The sequence below is a fragment of the Clostridium amazonense genome (assembly GCF_056431285.1).
The window spans coordinates 358,871-383,464 of record NZ_JBWKMH010000024.1 but is presented as its reverse complement, the minus strand read 5'-3'; the positions used below and the strand labels follow the sequence as shown (position 1 = coordinate 383,464).

General features: G+C 25.8%; 21 protein-coding genes and 1 riboswitch. Of the genes, 17 read left to right on the top strand and 4 right to left on the bottom strand.

Annotated features, from left to right (window positions below; translation table 11 throughout):
• Positions 1–1,006 precede the first annotated feature (1,006 nt).
• From AC07E4_RS11085 to AC07E4_RS11065, 5 genes are all read left to right on the top strand, one after another.
• A complete protein-coding gene (locus AC07E4_RS11085; protein WP_430829406.1) occupies positions 1,007–1,516 on the top strand; it encodes a DUF2179 domain-containing protein in 510 nt (169 codons plus the stop codon).
• A 278-nt stretch (positions 1,517–1,794) separates the two neighbouring features.
• Positions 1,795–2,799, top strand: a complete 1,005-nt coding sequence (locus AC07E4_RS11080; protein WP_040328681.1) for a ketoacyl-ACP synthase III — start codon at positions 1,795–1,797, stop codon at positions 2,797–2,799.
• A 214-nt stretch (positions 2,800–3,013) separates the two neighbouring features.
• Positions 3,014–4,546: a methyl-accepting chemotaxis protein gene (locus AC07E4_RS11075; protein WP_430829405.1), complete on the top strand. Its 1,533-nt coding sequence runs from the start codon at positions 3,014–3,016 to the stop codon at positions 4,544–4,546.
• 336 nt (positions 4,547–4,882) lie between these two features.
• Complete coding sequence (locus tag AC07E4_RS11070) at positions 4,883–5,887, top strand: ketoacyl-ACP synthase III (RefSeq protein WP_478216410.1); 1,005 nt, start codon at positions 4,883–4,885, stop codon at positions 5,885–5,887.
• Between the two features lie 24 nt (positions 5,888–5,911).
• Positions 5,912–7,474, top strand: coding sequence for a methyl-accepting chemotaxis protein (locus AC07E4_RS11065; RefSeq protein WP_478216409.1), 1,563 nt, complete (start codon positions 5,912–5,914; stop codon positions 7,472–7,474).
• A gap of 164 nt (positions 7,475–7,638) precedes the next feature.
• Here the strand turns inward: AC07E4_RS11065 and AC07E4_RS11060 are convergent, their stop codons facing one another.
• Together AC07E4_RS11060 and AC07E4_RS11055 are read right to left on the bottom strand one after the other, a co-directional pair.
• Positions 7,639–9,189, bottom strand: coding sequence for a nitrite/sulfite reductase (locus tag AC07E4_RS11060; RefSeq protein WP_478216412.1), 1,551 nt, complete (start codon positions 9,187–9,189; stop codon positions 7,639–7,641).
• Between the two features lie 95 nt (positions 9,190–9,284).
• Positions 9,285–10,493: a cation:proton antiporter domain-containing protein gene (locus tag AC07E4_RS11055; RefSeq protein WP_478216408.1), complete on the bottom strand. Its 1,209-nt coding sequence runs from the start codon at positions 10,491–10,493 to the stop codon at positions 9,285–9,287.
• 31 nt (positions 10,494–10,524) lie between these two features.
• Positions 10,525–10,588: riboswitch (Fluoride riboswitch) on the bottom strand.
• 262 nt (positions 10,589–10,850) lie between these two features.
• On the opposite strand from AC07E4_RS11055, the gene AC07E4_RS11050 reads away from it, so the two are divergent.
• The 3 genes from AC07E4_RS11050 (at position 10,851) to AC07E4_RS11040 (ending at position 13,162) form a co-directional block, all read left to right on the top strand.
• Complete coding sequence (locus tag AC07E4_RS11050) at positions 10,851–11,354, top strand: TspO/MBR family protein (protein ID WP_430829385.1); 504 nt, start codon at positions 10,851–10,853, stop codon at positions 11,352–11,354.
• Between the two features lie 558 nt (positions 11,355–11,912).
• Positions 11,913–12,446, top strand: coding sequence for a GNAT family N-acetyltransferase (locus AC07E4_RS11045; RefSeq protein ID WP_430829384.1), 534 nt, complete (start codon positions 11,913–11,915; stop codon positions 12,444–12,446).
• Positions 12,447–12,631: 185 nt separating this feature from the next.
• Complete coding sequence (locus AC07E4_RS11040) at positions 12,632–13,162, top strand: NUDIX hydrolase (RefSeq protein ID WP_478216407.1); 531 nt, start codon at positions 12,632–12,634, stop codon at positions 13,160–13,162.
• Positions 13,163–13,343: 181 nt separating this feature from the next.
• On the opposite strand, the gene AC07E4_RS11035 is transcribed toward AC07E4_RS11040, so the two are convergent.
• A complete protein-coding gene (locus AC07E4_RS11035; protein ID WP_478216406.1) occupies positions 13,344–14,012 on the bottom strand; it encodes a zinc dependent phospholipase C family protein in 669 nt (222 codons plus the stop codon).
• A gap of 255 nt (positions 14,013–14,267) precedes the next feature.
• On the opposite strand from AC07E4_RS11035, the gene AC07E4_RS11030 reads away from it, so the two are divergent.
• Positions 14,268–14,699 carry a hypothetical protein gene (locus tag AC07E4_RS11030; protein ID WP_478216405.1) on the top strand — a complete coding sequence of 144 codons (432 nt, stop codon included), beginning with the start codon at positions 14,268–14,270 and terminating at the stop codon, positions 14,697–14,699.
• 40 nt (positions 14,700–14,739) lie between these two features.
• Here AC07E4_RS11030 and uvsE read toward each other — a convergent pair whose 3' ends face one another.
• Positions 14,740–15,699, bottom strand: coding sequence for a UV DNA damage repair endonuclease UvsE (uvsE, locus tag AC07E4_RS11025; RefSeq protein WP_478216404.1), 960 nt, complete (start codon positions 15,697–15,699; stop codon positions 14,740–14,742).
• A 647-nt stretch (positions 15,700–16,346) separates the two neighbouring features.
• On the opposite strand from uvsE, the gene AC07E4_RS11020 reads away from it, so the two are divergent.
• The 8 genes from AC07E4_RS11020 to AC07E4_RS10985 all read left to right on the top strand — a co-directional run bounded on the left by AC07E4_RS11020 (position 16,347) and on the right by AC07E4_RS10985 (position 24,409).
• Entirely contained in the window at positions 16,347–16,976 is a 630-nt protein-coding gene (locus AC07E4_RS11020) for a protein kinase (protein ID WP_478216403.1), read from the top strand.
• A gap of 83 nt (positions 16,977–17,059) precedes the next feature.
• Positions 17,060–17,545, top strand: coding sequence for a hypothetical protein (locus tag AC07E4_RS11015; protein ID WP_430829382.1), 486 nt, complete (start codon positions 17,060–17,062; stop codon positions 17,543–17,545).
• Positions 17,546–17,705: 160 nt separating this feature from the next.
• Positions 17,706–17,969: a metal-sensing transcriptional repressor gene (locus AC07E4_RS11010; RefSeq protein WP_040328987.1), complete on the top strand. Its 264-nt coding sequence runs from the start codon at positions 17,706–17,708 to the stop codon at positions 17,967–17,969.
• A gap of 177 nt (positions 17,970–18,146) precedes the next feature.
• Entirely contained in the window at positions 18,147–20,588 is a 2,442-nt protein-coding gene (locus AC07E4_RS11005; RefSeq protein WP_278245515.1) for a heavy metal translocating P-type ATPase, read from the top strand.
• Positions 20,589–21,351: 763 nt separating this feature from the next.
• Entirely contained in the window at positions 21,352–21,567 is a 216-nt protein-coding gene (locus AC07E4_RS11000) for a heavy-metal-associated domain-containing protein (protein WP_040328707.1), read from the top strand.
• Positions 21,568–21,761: 194 nt separating this feature from the next.
• The gene (locus AC07E4_RS10995; RefSeq protein WP_478216402.1) at positions 21,762–21,908 is read left to right on the top strand and encodes a hypothetical protein; all 147 of its coding nucleotides are present in this window, start codon (positions 21,762–21,764) and stop codon (positions 21,906–21,908) included.
• 265 nt (positions 21,909–22,173) lie between these two features.
• Positions 22,174–22,857, top strand: a complete 684-nt coding sequence (locus tag AC07E4_RS10990) for a peptidylprolyl isomerase (protein WP_040328710.1) — start codon at positions 22,174–22,176, stop codon at positions 22,855–22,857.
• Positions 22,858–23,233: 376 nt separating this feature from the next.
• Positions 23,234–24,409, top strand: coding sequence for a NupC/NupG family nucleoside CNT transporter (locus AC07E4_RS10985; RefSeq protein ID WP_040328711.1), 1,176 nt, complete (start codon positions 23,234–23,236; stop codon positions 24,407–24,409).
• The last annotated feature ends 185 nt before the right edge of the window (positions 24,410–24,594 follow it).

Below are 24,594 nucleotides of genomic sequence, written 5' to 3'. Positions count from 1 at the left end.
TTCCACAATTTTCACTCGTTCTTCTTCAGTATATTTTCTAATAAAATTTCCACTCATAATGCACCCCTCCATTCATTAATCCTAGTATAATTCCATTTGAATTATGAGTCTACATTTCTATAGGGGACTATGAGTTTATCATTTTCAATTTTCAATTCTCAACTTTCAATTGACAAAGTAGGCGAGGTTTCAACCTTGCAGAACGTTATTTGTATTACTTTTAAATTTGTAATCTGTTAGGGACTCACTTTGCTTGCTTAGATAAGTATATTAGTAAAAAGGATAATAAATTATGAAAAGGTGATTGTTCTATGAGATGTCCGTCCCTCTTGTTGATTAGTATATTTTAAAGATGAAACCAATAAAATTTAGCAAGGATACATTACCGCCAAGATTAAAAGCTCAGCTACGAAGGTGAAGCAATTAAATTAAATAATATAATTTATCATTTTCAATCTTCAACTTTCAATTAATAAAGTAGGCGAGAATTCATTCTTGCAAAACGTCATTTAAATATATTAATTCTAATTTTACATACATATCAAAGACTGCCAAGACTAAAGTCTCAGTTACGAAGGAAACAGAAATTGAGTTGAAATTTCAAAGGTTTGTAGGAGAGGTTTTAACCTTGCAAAACGTCATTTCAATATATTATTTCTAAATTTGCATCCATATCAAAGACTGCCAAGACTGAAGTCTCAGCTACATAGGAAAAGCTATGAAGGAGAATAAATTAAATAATATCATTTTCAATCTTCAATTTTCAATTAATAAAGTAGGCGAGGTTTCAATCTTGCAAAGATAATATGGAATTTAGTTTTATATATTTAAATAAAAAATAAAGAATTTTAGAATATATAAAACTAAGCAAATAATATGTATAGAAAAATTAAATAATTTGAAATTTCATAAAAATATTGAAATTTATAAAGAAAATTTGTAGAATAGTAATTAAAATGTTGAGAAAAAACTAAATTTTAAAAAAATAAAATAAAGGAGGAATATTATGTTAATATATTTTTTTATATTTATTTCCAAGATAGTAGAGGTTTCATTAACAACTGTAAGAACAGTGCTTTTAACAAAAGGAGAAAAAGTATATGCAGCTATTATAGGATTTTTTGAAGTTATAATATGGTTATTAGTAGTAGGAAATGTACTAGATGGAATACAAGATGATCCTATAAAAATTATAGTATATGCTTTAGGATATGCTTGTGGAAACTATTTAGGTTCTATAGTTGAGGATAAATTGGCAATTGGAATAATAACTATGAATGTAATAGTAAAAAAAGAAGATGGCGAAGAAATGCTTAAAGTATTAAGGAGAGCAGAAGTAGGTGTAACATCTATAGAAGGTGAAGGACTTGATAGTAAAAAACTTATACTTATACTGCATTTAAAAAGAAAAAGAAAAAAAGAAATCATAAAACTTATAGAAAGTGTAGATATGAAATCAGTAATATCTATAACAGATACTAAAACTGTTTATGGCGGTTTTGGTGTTAGAAAATAGAAAAATTTTAATTCAATGTTAAATTAAATTAACATTGAATTATTTTTTTGAAAAAAATAAAATCAAATTACATATGTAAATATAATGAGAAAATAATTAAAAAATAAAGTGAAGAAATATAAAAATTAATTTGAAAAATCAGAAAATATTGTTATAATGTAAGTGAATAGCAAGAAATTTAATATAATATGTAAAAAAATAAAAAATATGTAAAGAGACACAAAAAACTTACCTAAGAAATTTTTTTAGTGTAAGTATTATTTACGAGGGGGAGAAAAATGTATAGAAATGCACATATAAAAGGAGTAGGAACTTATCATCCAGATATAAGGGTTAATAATGAGGAACTAATTGAACATTTTAAAAATTATAATCTAGATGAACATTCCGAAGCTATAATGGAAAAATTGGGAAGAAACATTAGAACTTATGCAAGAGAAGGGGAGACAGGTATAACGATGGCAGTAGAAGCTGCTAAAAATGCACTTGAAAATTGTAAATTAAAAGCAAGTGATATTGATATGATCATATCTGCAGCAGATGTGCCTGAGTATTTTTCACCTTGTTGTGCATTAATAATAAGAAATAAACTACAAGCAAAAAACAGTGTAACTGTTTTTGATGTGAATTCTAACTGTACAGGAATGCTTACAGGAATAGATATTGCAACTAAATATTTAAAAACTGATAGTAGATATAAAAGAATATTAATAACAGGATCATCGTTGGTAAATAAACTTGCAAAAAAAGATGATATTGTAGCTTATGGATGTTCTGGTGATGGAGGAGCAGCAATAATTCTTGAAGTGAAAGAGGAAAGTGAAGAAAGAGGATTTTTAGGATCTAAAATGTACACAGATGATTCATTCTATTGGTCTATAACAATGCCAGGCTGTGGTATGTCACAAATAGCTTGTGATTCAATTGAAGATGAAGATAGGCGAGTGCAATGGAAGCCATTTGATTTTAGTTTTTTATCAGAAAAATGGAATGATGTAATAAGAGGAATTTTAGATGAACATAATTACAAACCTAAAGATGTAACGCATTATTTTATGTCTCAGTTTTCTAAAACTGACCTAGAATTAACTTTTGAAAAACTTGAAACTAGTATGGATAAAACTACATTTGTAGGAGATAAATATGGATACACTGGATGTACAAGTCCTATTATGTCATTAGATGATACATTAAAAAAGAAAACATTTAAAAGTGGGGATATAGGAATTTTTTGTTCTGTAGCATCAGGATATACTATAGCTTCACTAATATATAAATGGTGATATAAATTGAAATTATAAGTAAAATCTGAAATGTTTAAATTAATAATTGATATAGATATTATCTTAAGACTGAAATTCATTATAGGGTTTCAAACTCAAAATATAATTAAACTTATTCTAAATGATAATTAAAAGAAAATGTTATATAAAAGTTGACCTAATAATATTATTATTTGAAAATTCATATTGGAATTTTCATAGAGGGGGGAACGTGTTGAGTCAAGAAGGAAGTACTATTATTAAATATCAAAAAGAAACATTAGAATTTACTTTGAAAATGTATGGTGTAAGTGGATTATCTAGCCCTATTTTATTTACAGTTTTAAAATTTGCGGGGTTGTATCCAGAGGTGTCATGGATTAAACTAATTACTTTATTTTTAATAGCTATTATTGAAATTGTAGCATTTAATTTATTTTATAAGAAAACAATGGATAATAATGAATTAAATTTTAAGTGGTTTAGTTTTTTAAAATTAGAGATTTTAATTACATCATATATTAATTATATTCTTATATGTCTATTTATACCATCAAAGGAAATATGGATGTGTGTATTTGCATTTATGCTTATGTCAGCTATATTTTTAGATAATAAAATAAATGCATTATCAGTTGGAGTTGGGGTAATATGTCAAATTATTATATTTATAGTTAACCCAGCCACTATTCCAAATGAATTTGTTGTTAGGGAACTTATATTAAGAGGTGTTGCAATATATTTAGTTTATGCATCAATACTTACACTTACTATGTTTGCATCTAAAATACTTAGAGAAGTTGAAAATAATGAATTAAACTTAAAAAACAAAAATAATACTATTACAAATATGTTTGATAAAATCAAGGATTACTCAAAAACATTATCAAACTCTAGTGAAGTATTATTAAATATATCAGAAGAAGAAAGCAAACGTTTAGATAGTTTAGTTAAAACTACAGAAATAGTTTCGGAAAAAGCTAATTCTGTTTTATCAAATACAGAAGAGAATACAGAAATCTTAAAGAATTTTTTAGAGACTAATAAAGTAATATCAACAAAGACTATTGATGTAAAAAGTGATTCAGATGAAATTATAAAGTTATCAGAAAATAATGAAGCAACATTAAATGAGATAGTAGAGATTATAATGGATATTAAAAATAGTATTGATAGTACGTTTAATGCTACTAGGCTTTTAGACTCAAAATCAAAAGAAATTGATAATATTATTAATTTAATAGGTGAAATCTCAAATCAAACTAATTTGTTAGCATTAAATGCATCTATAGAGGCAGCAAGAGCAGGTGAACATGGTAAAGGATTTGCCATTGTTGCTGATGAAATAAGAAAATTAGCTGAAAATACAAATAGTTCATTAAAAGATATTTCAAATATAACTGATGAATTAAAAAATTTAATTGGAAATGTAGAAAATCTAATGGATAAAAATAGTGATAGAATAAATAATGGTGACACTATTATAAAAAATGCAGCAAATAATATAAAAACTATGTTAAAAGATTTAAATAATTCAGGTGAAAAAATTAATGATATAAACGGATTAGCGAAAAATATTTTATTAGAAACAGAAAATATTTTTAATTTTAATAATGATATATATGAAGATACTAAAGAGACAATGAAAAGTTTTGAAGAGGTAAATACTTCTTTAGAAGAAACTGCTGCTATGAGTGAAGAATTGTCAGCAAGTTCACAAGAACTTAGAACTATGGCAGCAGAAATGGAAAATCTTATGTTAAGTTAAAATAACTAGATATTTATAAGTAGACATTAAAATGTCTACTTATTTTTTTATGAAAAACTATAAGCTTTATAAAAAAATATACGATATATAATTATATTAAAAGAATTTTAAGAAATGTAATTGATTTCACTTAGTAATTGTTTTGTATAGTTAAAAATATGATATAAAATATATTAAAATGTAGAATGAATTTTCAAAAAAATGCAAATGCATACACGTATCGACACACATAGGAGTAATTTTAAATTTTGTCAGCTAATGAATTTATAATAGAAAATTTAAGTTTAAAATCCTATAGAATAATAATATTGTGTATTAACAATGAAGGAGGACAACATGTATAAAAATGTACACATTAAAGGAGTAGGGTCTTATCATCCTAAAAAGAAAGTTAAAAATGAGGAGTTATTGGAGCATTTTAAAAAGTTTAATTTAGAAGATCATGCTAAAGGTCTTATGAATAAATTAGGTAGAGATATAAGAACACATGCAAGTAGAGATGAATCTACAGTAACTATGTCAGTGGAGGCTTCAAAAAATGCATTACGAAATGCTGGGTTAAAAGCTGAGGACATAGATATGATTATATCTGTATCTGATGCTGCAGAATATTTATCGCCTTGTTGTGCAATTATGGTAAGAAATAAAATTGGTGCTAAAAATTCAACAGCAGTGTTTGATGTAAACTCTAATTGTACAGGAATGCTTACTGCAATAGATATTGCATGTAGATATTTAAAAACAGATTCAAAATATAAAAAAATATTAATAGCTGGAGGTTCATTCATTAATAGCTTAGCAAGAGAAGATGATATAGTAAGCTATGGTTGTTTTGGTGATGGAGGAGCAGCAATAATTCTTGAAGTTAGAGAAGAATCTGAAGAAAGAGGATTTTTAGGTTCAAGAATGTATACTGATGATGAATATTATTCAACAATAACATTTCCAGCTTGTGGAATGTCTAATTTAAATGACGAGGGAAGAACAAAAGAAGATAGACAATTACTTTGGAAGCCTTTTGATTTTAGCTTCTTATCTGAAAAATGGAGTGAGAATATAAAAGCAATTTTAGATGAACATGGATATAATGTAGGAGACGTAACACATTACTTTATGTCACAATTTTCTAAGGCTGACTTAGAGTTAACTTTTGAAAAACTTGAAGCAGATATGACAAAAACAACATTTGTAGGAGACAAGTATGGATATACTGGATGTACAAGTCCTATTATGTCATTAGATGATGCATTAAAAGTTAAGACTTTTGAAAGTGGAAATCTAGGTATATTTTGCTCTGTTGCAGCAGGATACACAATTGGTGTATTGCTTTATAAATGGTAAATTTTATTTAGGGAGTGATAGTATTTGGAATCAAGTAAAAATAGCTTAGTAGATAATACAAGTACAATAATAGATTATCAGAAAAATTCTTTAAAATATATTCTTATAATTTATTCAATAAGTGTATTAGTAGCATCAACAACATTTATTACATTAAAGATATTAAAAATGTACCCAGAAATAAAATGGAGTACATTAATTGGATTTCTTATTTTAACAGTTTTAGAAGTTGTTGTCTTTAGAGTAATTCACAATAAAGCAATTGTAGATGATAAGCTAAATATTGAAATATTGCCTAAATTAAAAATTATAATATTAGTTATATCTTATATAAATTATAATGCAATATGTTTTATTGTTCCATCAAAAGAAATTTGGGCATCTGTATTTTATTTTATTCTTATAGGTGCATTACTTTTAGATAATAAACTAAATATAGCTTCTATTATAATAAGTTTAATATCACAAGTTGCTATATTTATATTAAATCCATCAACATTACCTAGTAGCGAATTTATGATTAGGGAACTTATTTTAAGAGTGGTTGTAATAACATTAATTTCTACAGGAATACTGTTTCTTACAACTTTTGCATCTAATTTATTAAAAATTGTAGATGGAAGAGAAAAAGAGCTTTTAGAAAATAATAATAAAATTAATAATATGTTTAATCATATGAAAAATTATGCTGAAGTTTTATTGAACTCTAGTGAAACATTATTAAATGTGTCAGAAGAAGAAAATAAAAGATTAGATGATTTAGTAAATACAACAGAAGCAATATCAGAAAAATCTCAATTGACACTTGATAATTCATTGGAAAGTACAAAAATATTAGATGAGTTTTTAAATACAAATAAAATAGTTTCTGATAAAACTAAAGATATAGAAGATAAATCAAAAGAGATTATTAAACTGTCTAATACAAATGAAAAAAAATTAGGAGAAATAGTTACTATAATTTCAGGAATTAAAGAAAGCGTAGGAAGTACTTTTGAAGCTACTAAACTACTTGATGATAAATCAAAGGAAATTGACAGTATTATTGAACTTATTTCAAAAATTTCTAACCAAACAAATTTGCTTGCTCTAAATGCATCCATTGAAGCTGCTAGGGCTGGAGAATATGGAAAAGGATTTTCAGTTGTAGCTGATGAAATAAGAAAACTTGCAGAAAACACTAATGCTTCACTTCAAGATGTTAGCAATATAACAAATGAATTAAAAGGATTAGTTAATAATGTTGAAAGTCTTATGAATGAAAACACTGAAAGAATTGATACAGGAGATTTCATTATAAATGAGACAGTTAAAAATATAAAAGTTATGTTAAAAGATTTAAATATTTCAGATGAAAAAATTAAAGAGATTAGTGGATTAATTGATGAACTATTAAATGAAACTGAAAATGTAGTTAACTTTAATAATGATATATATATTTCTACAAAAGAAACTATGGACTCATTTAATATGGTAAATGAAGCAGTTACTCAAACAGCAGCTATGAGTCAAGAGTTATCAGCAAGTTCTGAGGAACTTAGAAGTATGTCATTAGAAATGAATGAACTTATTTCTAATGGAGATTAAATAAATCAAATGAGTTTTATATATAGGATATTTAGAAGTACCATTATTAACTGTAAATTTATAAAAAAGTATACTAGCAACAATATGCATGTGTGTAATGTTGCTAGTATTAAAAAGTCCAGTAAGTTTATTTACTGGACTTTTACATATATTTAAATTATTTTTTAAACTGCAAATTTAGTTACTATTTCTCGAAGTTCAGAATTGTTTTCTTTAACCCAAGTGCAGAAATCTTTATTGCTATCTTTAATTTTTAAAGCGATTTCATATAAAAATTCAGGAACTTTAGAGAATTCAATGTCTCCATAGCATTCACCTAAAGCAGCTTTTCCAACACCTACATTTCCACCAATATGAAGTTCAAAAACTCCTGTAGATTTGTCATTTACTCTTTTCATTTTTCCAGTTAAACCTATTTCACCAATTTGATGAACTCCACAAGAGTTTCCACATCCTGAAATATGAATTCTAGGAAGTATGTCTGAGTTGAAATTATGTTCTCTAAAGTAATCTACTATAGAATTAAGTTCTTTTTGGCTTTCAAGTAGTCCCATTTGACAAATAGGTACACCTATACAAGAAACACTTTGCTCTAAGGCTGTTTCTCCTCCTAATTTTGATGTGGCTTTAAGCATTGATTCAGCTTCTTTACCATTTAAATTTATAAAGTAAATGCCTTCTGTCATAGCAAGTCTTATAATTGGATTTTCAATTTTATCAAGTTCATCTAAAATGACTTTAAAATCTTTCATGCTAAGCTGACCACCAATTGGATGGAAGTAAACACTATAAAGACCAGATTGTTTTTGTTTAAATAGTCGCTTATCTTGAATGGTTGTTTCTAAACCTTCTTTAGTATAATTTATTAGTTCAGGATTTACATCTAAACCGCCTTTTTCTTTAGCTTGTTTTAAATATTTTTTATATTCATTTAAGAAACCTTCTTCACCTAATTTTTCAACCATATATCTTATACGAGCTTTACTTTTATTTTCATAGTTTCCTTCGTTTATAAAAAGATTGGTCATAGCTTCTATGTGGTATAATACATCCTTAGGTTCAACAAGTTCATCAAGTTCTAAACTTAATTTAGGATTTCTTCCAAGACCACCACCTAAAAACACTTTGAAATAATTTTTATTATCTTTTTTGCATGCTACAAAACCTAAATCATGAACAGTACAGTGACCTTCGTCTACATTATTATTAGAAAAAGCAACTTTTAGTTTTCTAGGTAATTTGTATGTATATATTTTTTTAAGAAAATGATTATTAGCAGCAATAGCATATGGTGTAACATCAAAAATTTCATTAGGATCTACACCAGATAGAGGAGACATGGCAACATTTCTTGGATAGTTTCCGCCAGCACCTCTAGTGTAAATATTATGTTTTAAACCTTCTTCCATGACTTCACAAATATCTTCTATAGAGAGTCCATGAAATTGAATAGCTTGACGAGTAGTTAAATGAATATGATCTAAATTATATTTTTTAGCCATATCATATATAATTTTTAGTTCTTCTTTAGACGTAATTCCTGAAGGAATTCTAAGTCTAATCATAAAAGACTGTCCATCTCTATGAGCATATGCTCCAAAGCCACCAGACACTCCTTTAAATTCCATTTTAGTAATTTCTTTATTCAAAAATTTTAATCCTGTTTCTTTAAAACCAGGAATTTCACTTAATAATATTTCTTTTAATTTATCCATTTCATCACCTTTTCCAAAATTAAACTTTAAGTTATTAAAATTCATTTTTATTTATAACCTTAGTATTAATTGTTGAAAGAATTATTATACTGTTATTAATCATTAATTTTATTTAAACATTTAGGTGCAAAGATTTTTATGCCTATAGCACCAATTGGAGCAGTTATTAAAACACTTAAAAGAGCAATAGCCTGCATAATTTCACCACCAGCTACGCCCATTTGAAGAGGAATACCAGCCTTAGCAGATTGAACTGTTGCCTTAGGAAGATAAGCTACAACACAAAATAATCTTTCCTTCATTGTAAGATTTGTATTTACTAGAGATAATAAAACACCTAAAGACCTAAATGAAAGAGAAATTGTTAAAATTATTACTCCAATTTTTAAATAACCTAAAGCTAAAGATGGATTTATTGCCATACCTACAAAAACAAAAAGATATAGCTTCCCTAGTTTCCAGAATTTATCCATTTTAGTTTTTATATATAGTGCACTATCTTCTGTTTGAGATCTTAAGAAAAATCCATATAACATTATTGTTAATAATGAATTAAATACTTCAATTTTGAATCTAGATTCTATAATTCTAAGAATAATACATATTGAAAATACAAATATAACTTTCAAGTATTTAGTTTTAAATTTAGATATAACAAAAGTTGAAAGTTTGCAAAGTATATATGAAATTATTATGCTTAAAATTATAGTTATTGGAATTGTAGATATACTTTTTATTAGTAAAAAATCTCCACCAGAACTTTTTTGCATATATAAAGATAAAAAAGTAGTAAAAAGTGTTATAGCAACAGTATCATCAGCAGAAGCTCCTACTAAAAGCATTTCTGGAATAGATTTATCTTCACCAAGCCTTTTATCAATTAAGTCAAGCATGGAAGGAATAAGCACAGCAGGACTTACAGCTGCAATTATAAAGCCTAAAATTGCTCCTTGAATAAAATCAAAACCTAAAAAAATTGTACTAAGATATGCAATTATAAAGCCTTCTATAGTTGCTGGTACTATACTTAATAAAATAGCAGGACGACCAATTTTGTGCATTTGATTTTTGCTAATTCCAAGACCAGCAATAAATAATACGGTTATAAGAGCAAAATCTTTTATGAAAGGAGCTACAGAAATAGTGATATTAGGAACTAATTTAAAACAATAAGGTCCTATAAGCATTCCTAGAAGCATCATTCCAATAAGAGAAGGCAATTTAATTAACTCTGCTAGCTTTCCACTAAAATTGGAGAGTAGGCATATTATGAGTAAACTAATAAGTAAAATAAAAAAAGTCATAAAAACCTCCTAAAATACATCAATATTAAATTTTTATGTAGGAGTCATCAGCCAAAGATTGGCATTTAAAGGCGAACCCCATCACCTATTGGAAATTTTTTTATAAATGAAATGTTTAAAAGATATGATTAAGTTAAATAAGATTATAATAACAAAATATATTTTACAATTTTTATTAATTGGAGTCAATAGATGAGAAAAGACTTGAAAATATAAACAATTCTATTTAAGTGGATATATTTATAGATATTTATATGTATTTTATAAAAATATTATCAAAGTATGAATAATTAGGATTTATATAAATATTAGTAGAATAGATAAATAAAAAATATTTGTTTTAGGTAGGTGAATTTTGTGAAGTCAATTTTAAAAGTTAAAGGGGAGAAAAACATATTTCTTCTTTTAATCAGTTTAATTTTTGTTTTAGGATTATCTATAATAATAAGCATTATAACAAGGTCAGCACCAAATATTTATTTAGGGCTTATGAGACCTAAATTTGCACCACCACCAATTGTTTTTGGAATAGTTTGGCCTATATTATATGTTTTAATGGCATTAGCTTTTTATAGAATACTTATGCTTGGAAGTTTAGGTGAAGATGTTACTTTTGAGGTAGTTATTTTTATAATACAATTTGCATTAAATTTATTATGGCCAATATTATTCTTTTATTTTAATTTTAGATTATTAGCACTTATAGATTTAGCATGTTTAATTATAGTATTAATAATTACAGTTATAAAGTTTTATAAAAAAGATAGAATAGCCGGTATATTATTAATTCCGTACTTAATTTGGTCTAGCTTTGCACTTATATTAAATTATGAAGTATATAGACTAAATAAAAATTTGTAGTGCAAGTTGAAAGATGAAATTATTCTTATTTCAATTGAGAACGAGCAATTAGAAGTGTTGTACAAAAATTAACAATTAACGATAAAACTGAAGTCTCAGTTTTTTAATCAAATTTTATAATATTTTTCAAAGTAAATAATTTAAATATTATATAAAAACTAGTTTTTATGTGTTTCTATTTTTAGATATTAGGAACAAAGAGAGTAATATTTACCATAACTTTTAACTTTTCACTCTTAGTTCTTAATTGGTTTAAGATACAAACATAGGAATAAAATATAATTTTAGTAATATCATTTGATAAAAAGATTACTTTGAGTTTGAACCCTATATGTAATAATCCAATTCATAAATAAGTTATAGTTGTTTGAATTGGATTTTTTTAATGTTTTTATACAAGTAAAACTCTGAATAATGAAGCTAGGGAATAGTGTGAAGATTTAATATATTTTACAAATTTATGGATAAAATTTAAATTAGATGATATAATTGTAAAAATATAATAAAAAGTAAAAATATAGAATAAAAATTCCAAGACTATTAAAGGGGAGTTTGAGAATGATGAATATTAATATTGAAACAGATAACTTAATTGTTAGACCTTTTTCATCAGTTGATGTAGAAGATGCGGCTTATTATAGTCAGCAACCAAAGGTGTCTTATTGGATGGCTGATATGGTTATGCATGATGAAAAAGAGGCACTTGATTGGATAGAATGGATAAATAAAAAATTTGATATTAGTGAACCATTTATAATGCTAGCAATTGAGCATAAGTGTGATCATAAATGTATTGGCTTTGTTGGTGTTCATGCACAAGCTATGGTAGATAATGAAGTTGAGATTTCATATGCTGTTTCAGATAACTATCAAGGCAAAGGATATGGTACTGAAGCTGCTAAAACATTAATTAAGTGGATTTTTAAAAATACTGAGTTAAAAGAATTAGTTGCTATTGTTAAGCCAGATAATATACCTTCTAATACTGTAATTAAAAAGCTTGGTTTTCAAGCGTTTGGTAATAAGGTGGCAAAATACTGCGGCGAAATGTGTAAATTTAATTATTACAAATTATATAAGAAGCTTTCATAATATGTTTATTAAACCACATAAATATTGAAATTTAAGATATGAATAATGTTCTTTTAAAATTGAAGAATACGGTAATTAAAAATTATGATATAATTTACTGACATTATATTGGAAATTAGCTATAAAACTAATTTATGATAAGTAGAAAAATTATAGGAAAATTAAAAATATAGGGGAGAAAAATTATGTTTAGCTTACAAATTTGTGATGATAAGAAAGTAATAGAATATAAGAAATCATTTAAGAGAATTGCAGTAAGAGGAGTTGTTATAAGGGGAGAAGAAATATTACTTGTCAAATCAAATAAAGGTGATTATAAGTTTCCTGGTGGAGGAATAAATAAGGGAGAAAGCCACAATGAAGCTTTAATGAGAGAAGTTGCTGAGGAAACAGGGTATAGTATAGAAAGTATTTTGGAATTAATAGGTAAGATAAAAGAAGTTTCTAAGGATAAATTTGAAAGTGAATGTAAATTTATAATGTATTCCTATTATTATAAATGTTCCGTTATGGATGAAGTTAAAGAACAAAAACTAGATGAGTATGAACAAGAACTAGGGTTTATGAGTGAATGGGTTAATATAAAAGAAGCCATAAAAAATAATGAAAATATACTAGCTAATGGTAATATAAATACTACAAGTTGGATAAGAAGAGAAACTTTAGCCTTAAATAATATTTATGAAATTATTAAAAAAGAAAAATGTAATAGTTAATTTAATGGATATAAAGTTTATAAGATTACGAATGAAGAAATGATTAGTTGCATCAATGGACAAATCTCTATTATATAAAATTTAATGAATAGAAAATTTTAAACATATGTTAAAAGACCACTTGGGTGTGGTCCTTTAATATTGTATTAGTAGAATTTATAATAATATTTAAGTGATAAAATTAATTTAGATTTAAATTCTTTAGTTTTTCTTTTAAAATTATTTCAATTGTATTTGTAGCATTTTCAATAAATTTATTCATTTCTTCTTCTGTTAGGTATTTAAAGTTTTCTTTAGTTAATGTGTTTTCACCTAAATAATATTCACATATGTTTTTAACACTTTTAGTAAAAGCTCCTTTAGGAAAGTAATCAAGATAGTCAGGAACTTCAGCTACATTTTTAAATACTTTAAAAAAGTAGCAATTGGGATTTTGGTCTAGATATAAAAAGTCTAATCCATACCAATCGTCTTTAATTACCCATATGAATTTTTTATCTTTATCTAAATTTTCTTTATAAAGAGGAGTTTTCTTTTTAGCTTCATATAATTTTTTCCACTCAATATCAGTTAATAGATGAGTATAATAACCTATTTTAAATGAAAATTCATTTTTATCAGTGATTGGATGAGCATTTTGTATATATTTATTAAAAAATCCTTCAGCATCTGAAATTTTATTTTTTTCCCAATGAGTTATCTCACGTGGTGGATAAAAACTACTATAATCTTCATTAGGAACACCAGAATCAGGTCCTATGTTTCCAATTAAAAATGAAGATACATCAAAATTGAATCCTTTATTTAATAAATTTTCAGCTACTCTTAAATGAGCAATCCATGTAGCCATAACTAATATAGCCCCCTTACATAATTTACTTGTTGTGTGAGTATTTAGATTATATCATAAATTAACAAATATATATATTATAGTATTTAAACTTGAATTAAACTTGTTAGTTTGATATAATATGATGCGATTTTTAAAATTTACTATGCAACATATTAGTTTTAATTTTAGACAAAGTTGTCAAAAATATATAGTGTTATGATTTAAAAATCAGATTGGAAAAGTATACAAATAAATTGAAAAGAAGGTAGTTAAATGAGCAAAAAATGTATCTTTAATGAAAATAAAATTTGTAATGATTGTAAAGAATGTGAGACTTGTGAATTAGATAAAAATAAAATTTGTGATAATTGTGGAAAATGTTTAGAACTTGAAGGTTATGATGTTAAAGCAATAAAAATAGACGAAGTTTTTGAAGAAAATAAAGATGTAGACATAGAAACTGAAAATAAAGAAACAGAAAAGGTAGACTTAGAAGATTTTAGTGATTTTGATTTAGAAGAAGAAAATGAAGATGATTCTAAGTTTGAATTAAATGAAGAAGAGAATGAAGAATATGTAGATATATTTGATTTAGAAGAAGGAGTAAGCTACATAGACGATATAGATGAATTAAAAGAACTTATGGAAGAAGGTAAAGAACTTGGCGATGAATTATTCCCAGGTCTTATAAAATATCATAAATAGAAATATAAAAAGCATTGAGGAAAATTTTCTTCAATGCTTTTTATATTAGAATAGTAGAGTTGTCTAACCAAGTCCATTCAGGTTTTAATCTTTTTATATTATTATGCAATTTAAATAGAGCTAAATCTTTATTTTTAGCTTCAATCATTACATCTAAGTTAGTATCTAAAGTCTTAAAAAGTTCTAAGAAATTTACAAATTCAATAGCATTTATATAATCAGCATGTTTCCTATCTAATTTATGAGCACGTGGTGTTGAATAATGAATTTTAGGTGGAAAATATTCGTTGTTCCATGTTGAAATAAAATCTTCTAGTATTTTTAAAAGTGATTCATTGTTATTATGGCATTTGTGATGATGTAAATCTAATACCATAGGTATGTTTAATTTTTTGCAAATGTTTAAAGTATTCATAGCTGAAAAGCTTTTATCATCATTTTCTAAAATTATTTTAGATGTAATTTCTTTAGGAAGTTTTTCGAAATTATCTATAAATCTTTTAGAGGCAAAATCTATTCCATCTTGTTTACCACCCACATGTAGCACCATTTTTCCATTATTATAATTAATGTCTTCAAAAAAATTAGAATGTACTACTAAATTTCTAGTAGTATTTTCTACGGTTTTAGAATTTACACTGTTAATTACATTGAATTGATCAGGGTGAGTGTCTACTCTTAAATTATTATCTTGTATAAATTCACCAATAGTTTTAAATGAGTCTTTAAAAATTTCTCTATAATTCCAATTTTCAACTTCAGGGTGAGTAGCTAAAGGAATTATAGCAGAAGATATTCTATAAAAATGAATTTGATTTTCTACATTATACTTTAAAATTTTATATAATCCATCTAGATTTGCTTTAGTTACTGAAATTAATTTATTTAATTTTTCATCATCAGTCTTTAGTTTATTATAGTAACTAAATGTTACAGTACTAGATGATTTAACATTTTTCAAATTTAAAGCAATTGCTACATAACCCAATCTAACAATCATAATATCTCCTTTTATATGAATAATAATTTAAATAATTTATATTTAAATTGAGAAATTTAATGCTAACTTTTCACTATTCACTCTTGCTTATTACTTGGTTCTAAATACAAATATAGCAATAAACTGTAATATCGTTAGTATCATTTGATAAAGCTATTATTTTGAATTTGAGCTTGTTTCCCACATAGGCCTACAAGTTCAAATTTTAAATAACACATTTATCAATTGAAAATTTTTTTCTTTCATCAAGAAACAGAAATTATTTAAATTAGTATTTCTTTAAAAATTGATTTAGAAAATCTTATTAATTTGTGTTTTATTTTCAAGACCTGAACCCAAGGACGGGTTCAGCTACTGCCTAGACAGGACGTCGATTCAGCCGTTTAGTCTTGGAAATAAAATGTCAAATTTATTAGAGTTTCTTTGAGATTTTTATGAATAACGTTTTAAATAATTACTGTTTCTTGGAATACTACTATTCTCATTTAATATTTAAATAATTTTATTTTTCAGCTTGAAACCCTATACATGTGTTTAAGGTTAAATTCCTAATTATAATTGTAGTATTTCAAATTTAAAGATTTTAATGCTACTTATTTTAACTTTTGCATAGAATAATATTAATAGCTATGTATAATGGAGGAACTATGACTAGAGGATTTAGTAATCCAATATATTTAAGTGAAAGAATAGAAAATATGATAAAAAAATCAGACTATTTAGGTAGAGGAAATAATGGAGTAGTCTATTTACTTCCTGATGGCAAAATAATAAAAATATTTAACAGTCCAAAAGTTTGCAAATCAGAGTATGAAACTTTAGTTAAATCAAGGAAAAGTGAATATTTTCCTAAAGCTTATGAACATGGTAGTTTCTATATAATTAGGGATTATGTAGGTGGTGTTAGGCTTGATAAGTACTTAAGAAGAAACCATATAAATAGAAAGTTAACAGAACATATTATATGTCTTTATAAAGACTTCAAAAAACTAGGATATAGAAAGCTGGATATTAGATGTAAGGATTTATATATACAAGAAGACTATTCAATAAAAGTAATAGATCCTAAAAATCAATATGATGAAAAGGTTAGTTATCCAAGACATCTAATGAGAGGCATGGAGAAACGAGGTAGATTAGAAGAATTCTTACATTTTTTAAAGGATGTAGATTATAAACTTTATGAAAGTTGGCATGAAAAAGTTTATATTTATATTGCAATGAAAAAGGAAGAGGATAGATTAAAGGAACTAAAAAAACAAAATGAACTAGTATAAATACTATGCCTTAGAGAAAAATAACTATAACTAAAAAAGTTATAGTTATTTTTTTGATTAAATTAACTTAGGAGGAAGAAAAAATGAAAAAAATTTTACTTATAATAGTAGCATCTATGATTGTACTTACAGGATGTGGATCTAATAATAATAAGAATATAAAAAGTGATGTAAACGAAAATATAGAGGAAAAAGTTAAAGATGAAATTGTAACTTATCCTAAAGATTTAAGTGAAGAATTAGGAGAAGGAACCATAATAGTTTCTTTACCTAACGAAAATTCAAAAGAAAATCTTATACCTATAATTCACCCAGAAGTAGGTGTTAAGATTATGCAATTAGATTTATCTACATCTAATTTTGACAATAAAAAAACAAGTTATATATTTATAGATAAAAATTTAGTGGCTAAGGGTAATTATGAAAATGATAAAGTTAGTTTAAATTTATCAGATGAAAATTTATATGAAGGTGAGCATGTGGTTGAGATAATACAATTTAAAGATAATGATTCTAGTAAAGAACCTATTACATATAAATCAGCAAAATATGAAGTGAAAATGAAATAGATTAATTGCTTGTGCATGATATTAAAATATTTTTAATTAATGCACAAGCTAGTTATAAAAAAATATAATTTACTATTGACTTGAGAAAGAATATCATTTACTATATTAATATACCCCCAGGGGGTGGGGGTAACAGAAGGGAGTGATTACTATTTCAAAGATGAATGAAGAAAAGAAAAATGCAATAAAATACTTAAAAATTGCTAGAGGTCAAATTGATGGAATAATAAAAATGATAGAGGATGAACGATATTGTATGGATATATCTAATCAAATAATTGCATCACAATCTATACTAAAAAAAGCAAATTCAGAAATTATAAAACAACATTTAAGTCATTGTGTTAAAAATTCCTGCTGTCATGATGATATAGATGAAAAACTAGAAGAAATTAATACGTTAATAGATAAATTAATGAAATAGTTTAATTATGTATCAGTAAAAAGTCTGAATTGATGATGAAACATGATTATAAGGCTTAATCTATAATTGAGTTCTAAAAATGGATAAGCAGTAGAATATAATTTTGAAATTATTAATTAATAAAAAATATATTTACAAATGATATCGAAATTTTGTACTAAAAAGGAGTTGAGAAAGTTGACAAAAAAGACAATTAAAATTGAAGGTATGACATGTGCAGCTTGTTCTAAGGCTGTAGAGAGAGTAACTAAAAAATTAGATGGTGTAAATGAGTCTAATGTAAACTTAGCTACTGAAAAGTTAAATATAGAGTTTGATGAAAATAAAATATCCTTAGAAGATATTATGTCTGTAATAGATAATGCAGGATATAAAGCAAAACTTGACAGCACAACTAAATCGCTTAAGATAGGTGGTATGACATGTGCATCATGTTCTAAAGCAGTAGAAAGAGTAGTGAAAAAGTTAGATGGAACTATAAGTGCTAATGTAAATTTAGCCACAGAAAAATTAACCGTTGAATTTGAAAAGGAAAAAACATCATTATCCGAAATAAAAAAAGCTATTGAAAAATCAGGTTATAAAGTTTTAAATAATAAAGAAGAAAACATAGATGAAGATAAAACAAGAAAAGAAAAGGAAAGAAAAGCTTTATTTAAAAGATTTATATATTCAGTAATATTTACGGTTCCATTACTTGTAATTTCAATGGGATCTATGATGGGATTAAAACTTCCAAATATAATTGATCCAATGAAAAACAGTTTTAATTTTGCACTTGTTCAATTTATTTTAACAACTATTGTTATAATAATAGGAAATAAGTTTTTTAAAGTAGGATTTAAGTCATTGTTTAAAGGTAGTCCTAATATGGATTCTTTGATATCAATAGGATCATTAGCATCTTACCTATATAGTGTTTATGCAATGGTAGAAATATATAATGGAAATAGCCATGCAGTACATGATAAATTATATTTTGAATCAGCAGCAACAATACTTACATTAATAACACTAGGAAAGTATTTAGAAACTAAAACTAAAGGAAAAACATCAGAGGCAATAAAAAAACTTATGGGACTTAGTCCTAAAACAGCTACTATTGAAAAAGATGGAAAAGAAATTTCAATATCTATTGATGATGTTGAAGTTGGAGATATTATTATTGTAAAGCCAGGAGAAAAACTTCCAGTAGATGGTGTAGTTATAAGCGGTATGACTTCAATAGATGAAAGTATGCTTACTGGTGAGAGCATTCCAGTTGAAAAAGTAGAAGGTAGTAAAGTTATCGGTGCTAGTATCAATAAAAATGGTCTTATAAAATATAAGGCTACTAAAGTTGGTAGTGATACTACACTTTCTCAAATTATTAAATTAGTTGAAGAGGCTCAAGGGTCTAAGGCACCTATAGCAAGGCTTGCGGATATTGTATCAGGTTATTTTGTGCCAATAGTAATAATACTTGCACTGGTATCTTCAATAGGATGGTACATTTATGAAAGAGATTTTATATTTTCTTTAACTATTTTTACATCTGTCCTTGTAATTGCTTGTCCTTGTGCATTAGGACTTGCTACACCAACAGCTATAATGGTTGGTACAGGTAAAGGTGCTGAGCTTGGAGTTTTATTTAAAAATGGTACAGCACTTGAAGAAACACATAAGATTCAAACTGTAGTTTTTGACAAAACAGGAACAATAACAGAAGGAAAGCCAAAGGTTACAGATATAATAAATTATGGTATAGAAGAAGATGAACTTTTAGCAATTGCAGCATCTAGCGAAAAGGGTTCAGAACATCCATTAGGAGAAGCAATAGTTTTAGAGGCTGAAAATAGAAAAGTTAAATTTAGAGAACTCGAAAGTTTTAAAGCTATATCTGGTAAAGGAATAACTTGTACTATTGAAAATAAAGAAATAATTTTAGGAAATGATAAGCTTATGAGCGCTTATAATATAGATATAGAAAAATCTAATGAAGCTTATAATAAACTTGCAAATGAAGGAAAAACTCCAATGTTTATAGCTGTAAATGGAGAACTAGGTGGTATGATAGCTGTTGCAGATACAGTAAAACCAAGTAGTAAGAAAGCTATAGAAAGATTACACTCAATGGGAATAAAAGTAGCTATGCTTACTGGAGATAATAAAGTTACAGCAAATGCTATAGCTAAAGAAGTTAATATAGATGTAGTTATTTCAGATGTGCTGCCAAATGAAAAATCTAATGTTATTGAAAGTTTCCAAAAAGAAAATAGAAAAGTTGCTATGGTTGGAGATGGAATAAACGATGCACCCGCATTAGCAAAAGCTGATATAGGAATTGCTATAGGTTCTGGTACAGATGTTGCAATAGAGTCAGCTGATGTTGTACTTATGAAAAGTGATTTAGAAGATGTGGCTATAGCAATTAAATTAAGTAAAAAGACAATTGCTAATATAAAAGAAAATTTATTTTGGGCATTTGGATACAATACATTAGGAATTCCAATAGCAATGGGTGTTTTACATATATTTGGAGGACCATTATTAAATCCTATGCTTGCAGCACTTGCAATGAGCTTTAGCTCTGTATCAGTACTTTTAAATGCTTTAAGACTTAAAGGATTTAAAGCATAATAAATTAATAAGATTTTTTAAATCAATTAATAAATGTGTTATTTAAACTTTGAACTTGGAAAACTATATAGGGTTCAAAGCTGAAAAATGAAATTATTCAAATAATAAATGAGAATAGTATTATTCCAAGAAACAGAAATTATTTAAAACGTTATTCATAAAAATCTCAAAGAAACTCTAATAAATTTGACATTTTATTTCCAAGACTAAACGGCTGAATCGACGTCCTGTCTAGGCAGTCGCTGAACCCGTCCTTGGGTTCAGGTCTTGAAAATAAAAAACAAATTAATAAGATTTTCTAAATCAATTTTTAAAGAAATACTAATTTAAATAATTCCTGTTTCTTGATAAAAGAAAAAAGTTTTTCAATTGATAAATGTGTTATTTAAACTTTGAGCTTGGAAAATTATAGATAAAAAAATTGTTTTTAAATTTTAGAGAGTAAGTAAAGATTAAAAATATGTAAATAGTTTATAAAAATTCTATTTTAAAATTGATTTCAGAAATTAAAGTATTATTGGATGAAGATATAGCTATAAAGTTTATATTAAAAACCTATATGAACAAATTATTAATAAACAAGTATGAAATATATTTTAGGATAAGTTGAAAATACTACTTAAAAATGTGGAATTTAATTTAACATAGTTTTCTAATCTATATTTATGATAAGGTTTAATATAAATTATAATATATACAAAAGTTAGTATATGTTAAAAGTTTATTTAAAAATATATGATGTATAATGAAAAGGAGATTTATTATGAAATTTAGTATTAAAGTTGATGGAATGAGCTGTATGCATTGTGTTAAGCATGTAGAAGAATGTTTAAGTGAACTTAATGGAGTAAATTCTGTAGAAGTGAGTCTTGAAAATAAGAATGCTATAGTAGATAGTTCTAGCGAATTAGATGAAAATACAGTTAAAACTGCTTTAGATGAATATGGTTACATTTTAGCTGGATTTGAAAAGATTTAATTTTACTTAGTTAATTATTTATTTAACAAAAAAACATAGTGTTTACCATAAATACTATGTTTTTTAATGAAATGAATAATATATTTTTATTAGACAATAATATAAATGTGTAAATTTTTATTTACAAAACTTCAAATCAAGAACAAACAGCAAGATAAATGCATATAAATTACTATAAAGATAAAATTAAGAAGGTGATTATTATTAATACTAATAATAAATATGAAGATACAAATGAAGTTCTAGAATATGATTATGACTACGAAACTTTTTTAAAAGAAGACGTAAAAGAATATCCAAAGTATGAGGAAATTTTAAAATGGGTTACAGAAAAAGTATAGTAGCAGAAAAGCCACATGTCTTTCTATAGATATGTGGCTTTTAAAATATGTTTTTTTATATAAATATCGTCACATATTTGTAATATATATATTATATTATAGAAAAAAGATTTAGATTAAATAATGCAAGGATAAGTTCTACTAAATATATTAAATTTACATAATTAACACATAATTTAGATAAGAGAATAGTATTCTTTAATAGAATTAAGAAATATGGTAAAATTTAATCATTATGCTTCAATATGAAAGGAGATTTTTATTTATGAAAAAATACATAGCACTAATACTGGTTTTTATATTAGGTTCTGTTATATTAGTGGGATGCAATGCAAAAGAAAACAAAGAGTCTGCTGATGAAAAGGCTGCAAAATCAGAATCAATAGCAGTTGTAGAAAGTGAAAAAGGAAAAGATGATAAAAATCCTGTAGCTACAATTGAAATGGAAAATGGAAAGTCTATAAAAGTAGAATTATATCCAGAAATGGCACCAAATACTGTAAGAAACTTTATAAGTCTTTCAAATTCAGGTTTCTATAATGGATTAACTTTTCATAGGGTAATAAAAGGATTTATGATTCAAGGTGGAGATCCAGAAGGAAATGGTCAAGGTGGTCCAGGATATAGCATAAAGGGTGAATTCCCAGAAAATGAATTTAATCAAAACACATTAATCCACGAAAGAGGAGTAATATCAATGGCAAGAACTCAAGAACCTGATTCTGCTGGTTCACAGTTCTTTATAGTTCATGAAGATTCAAACTACTTAGATGGTAAATATGCTGCTTTTGGAAAGGTTATAGAAGGTATGGAAGTTGTTGATGAAATAGCTAATTCAGAAACAAATTCACAAGATAAACCTGAAAAAGAAATAAAAATAAAGAAAATTTCTGTTGATACTTTTGGTGTAAAATATCAAGAACCAGAAAAAATTGAAAAACAAAGTTAAAATAAATTAAATATAAAAAACTCTATTGATAATAAGGTGAAATGAGATAATGATTAACTCATTAAGTGCCTAATGGTTTAAAGATTAAGAAATTTATAACCATATAATCAATAGGGTTTTTTTACGATTTTATAAATTTTATGAAAGATTAAATATGAATTTTTAGTATAAATATATTTGGATATGTAAAATATAAAATGAAAACTATTACATGGAAAATGAGACTATACAAGGGTTATACATAAGTTTCAATATTCATTATATACTAAATTTTAAAATGGTTTTAAATGATTTTAAAATAAGATTTTAAAAAAAATCATGTTAAAATAATTTAGTAAAATTTATCATAATAATTTAATAAGGAGGAATTTTTTAGATGAATATACTATTAGGAATTATTTGTATAATACTTTTAATAGGAATTGCAGTATTATTTTCTAATAATAAAAAAGCAATAAAATATAAAATAATTATACCAGGAATTTTAGTTCAATTAGCTTTAATAGTTTTTGTTTTAAAAGTACCAGTAGGTCAAAAAATATTATTAGCTATAGCTAATGGATTAAATAGTGTTATTAATACAGGGGTTGAAGGAATAAAATTTGTATTTGGTGATTTATCACTAGGCTTTGTTTTTGCAATTAATGTTTTGGGGTTAATTGTATTTACATCAGCACTTGTAGCATTACTATATTATTTAAGAATATTGCCTATAGTAGTTAATGTAATAGGAAAAATGGTTTCTAAAATTATGGGAACTACACTTGCAGAAAGTTTTAATGCTGTTGGAAACATATTTTTAGGTTCTACAGAAGCTCCAATACTTATAAAACCTTATTTAAAATCACTTACAAAATCAGAATTATTTGCTGTAATGTCAGCAGGATTTGGAAGTGCATCAGCAGCTATTTTAGGTGGATATAGTATGATGGGTATAGATTCAAGATACTTATTAATAGCCATATTTACTGTTCCATTTAGTTCACTTATGATTTCAAAAATACTATTTCCAGAAGATAGTGAAGGAGAATTTGAAGAAGTAAGAATAGAAAACAGTACAGCAAAAAATGTTTTTGATGCTATAGGGGAAGGAACAAGCCAAGGTTTAAATTTAGCTTTAAATGTTGGCGCAAGTTTAATTTCTTTTATAGGACTTATGGCTTTAGTAAATGTTATATTAGGTGTTTTTGGATTAAGTATAACTTCAATTTTAGGGTTTTTATTAAGACCATTAAGCCTTTTATTCCATATACCAGGATCAGAAGCAGCAACTTTTGCATCATTAATAGGAACTAAAATGTCTGTTAATGAATTTGTAGCATTTAGTGATATGGCAACTGTTATGAAGTCATTATCTCCAAGAACAATAGCTATATTATCAGTAGCACTTTGTAACTTTGCTAATTTATCTTCAATTGGAATACAAATTGGAGGATTCGCAATTTTAGCACCAGAAAGAAGAGAAGAAGTTACTAAAAACGGATTAAAAGCATTGTTAGCAGGAACATTATCAACATTAATAACTGCCGCAATAGTGGGAATGATAGTTTAACATACATATAAAAGTAAATTTACATAAAAAGCACAATGAATTTAAATTTCATTGTGTTTTTATTATATTCTAGGGTTTAAAGCTGAAAATGAAAGTTCAAAAGTTTGTAGTCCTAACTTTTGTAGGCGAGAATTCATTCTTGCAAAACGTCATTTTCAACCTTCAATTTTCAATTAATAAAGTAG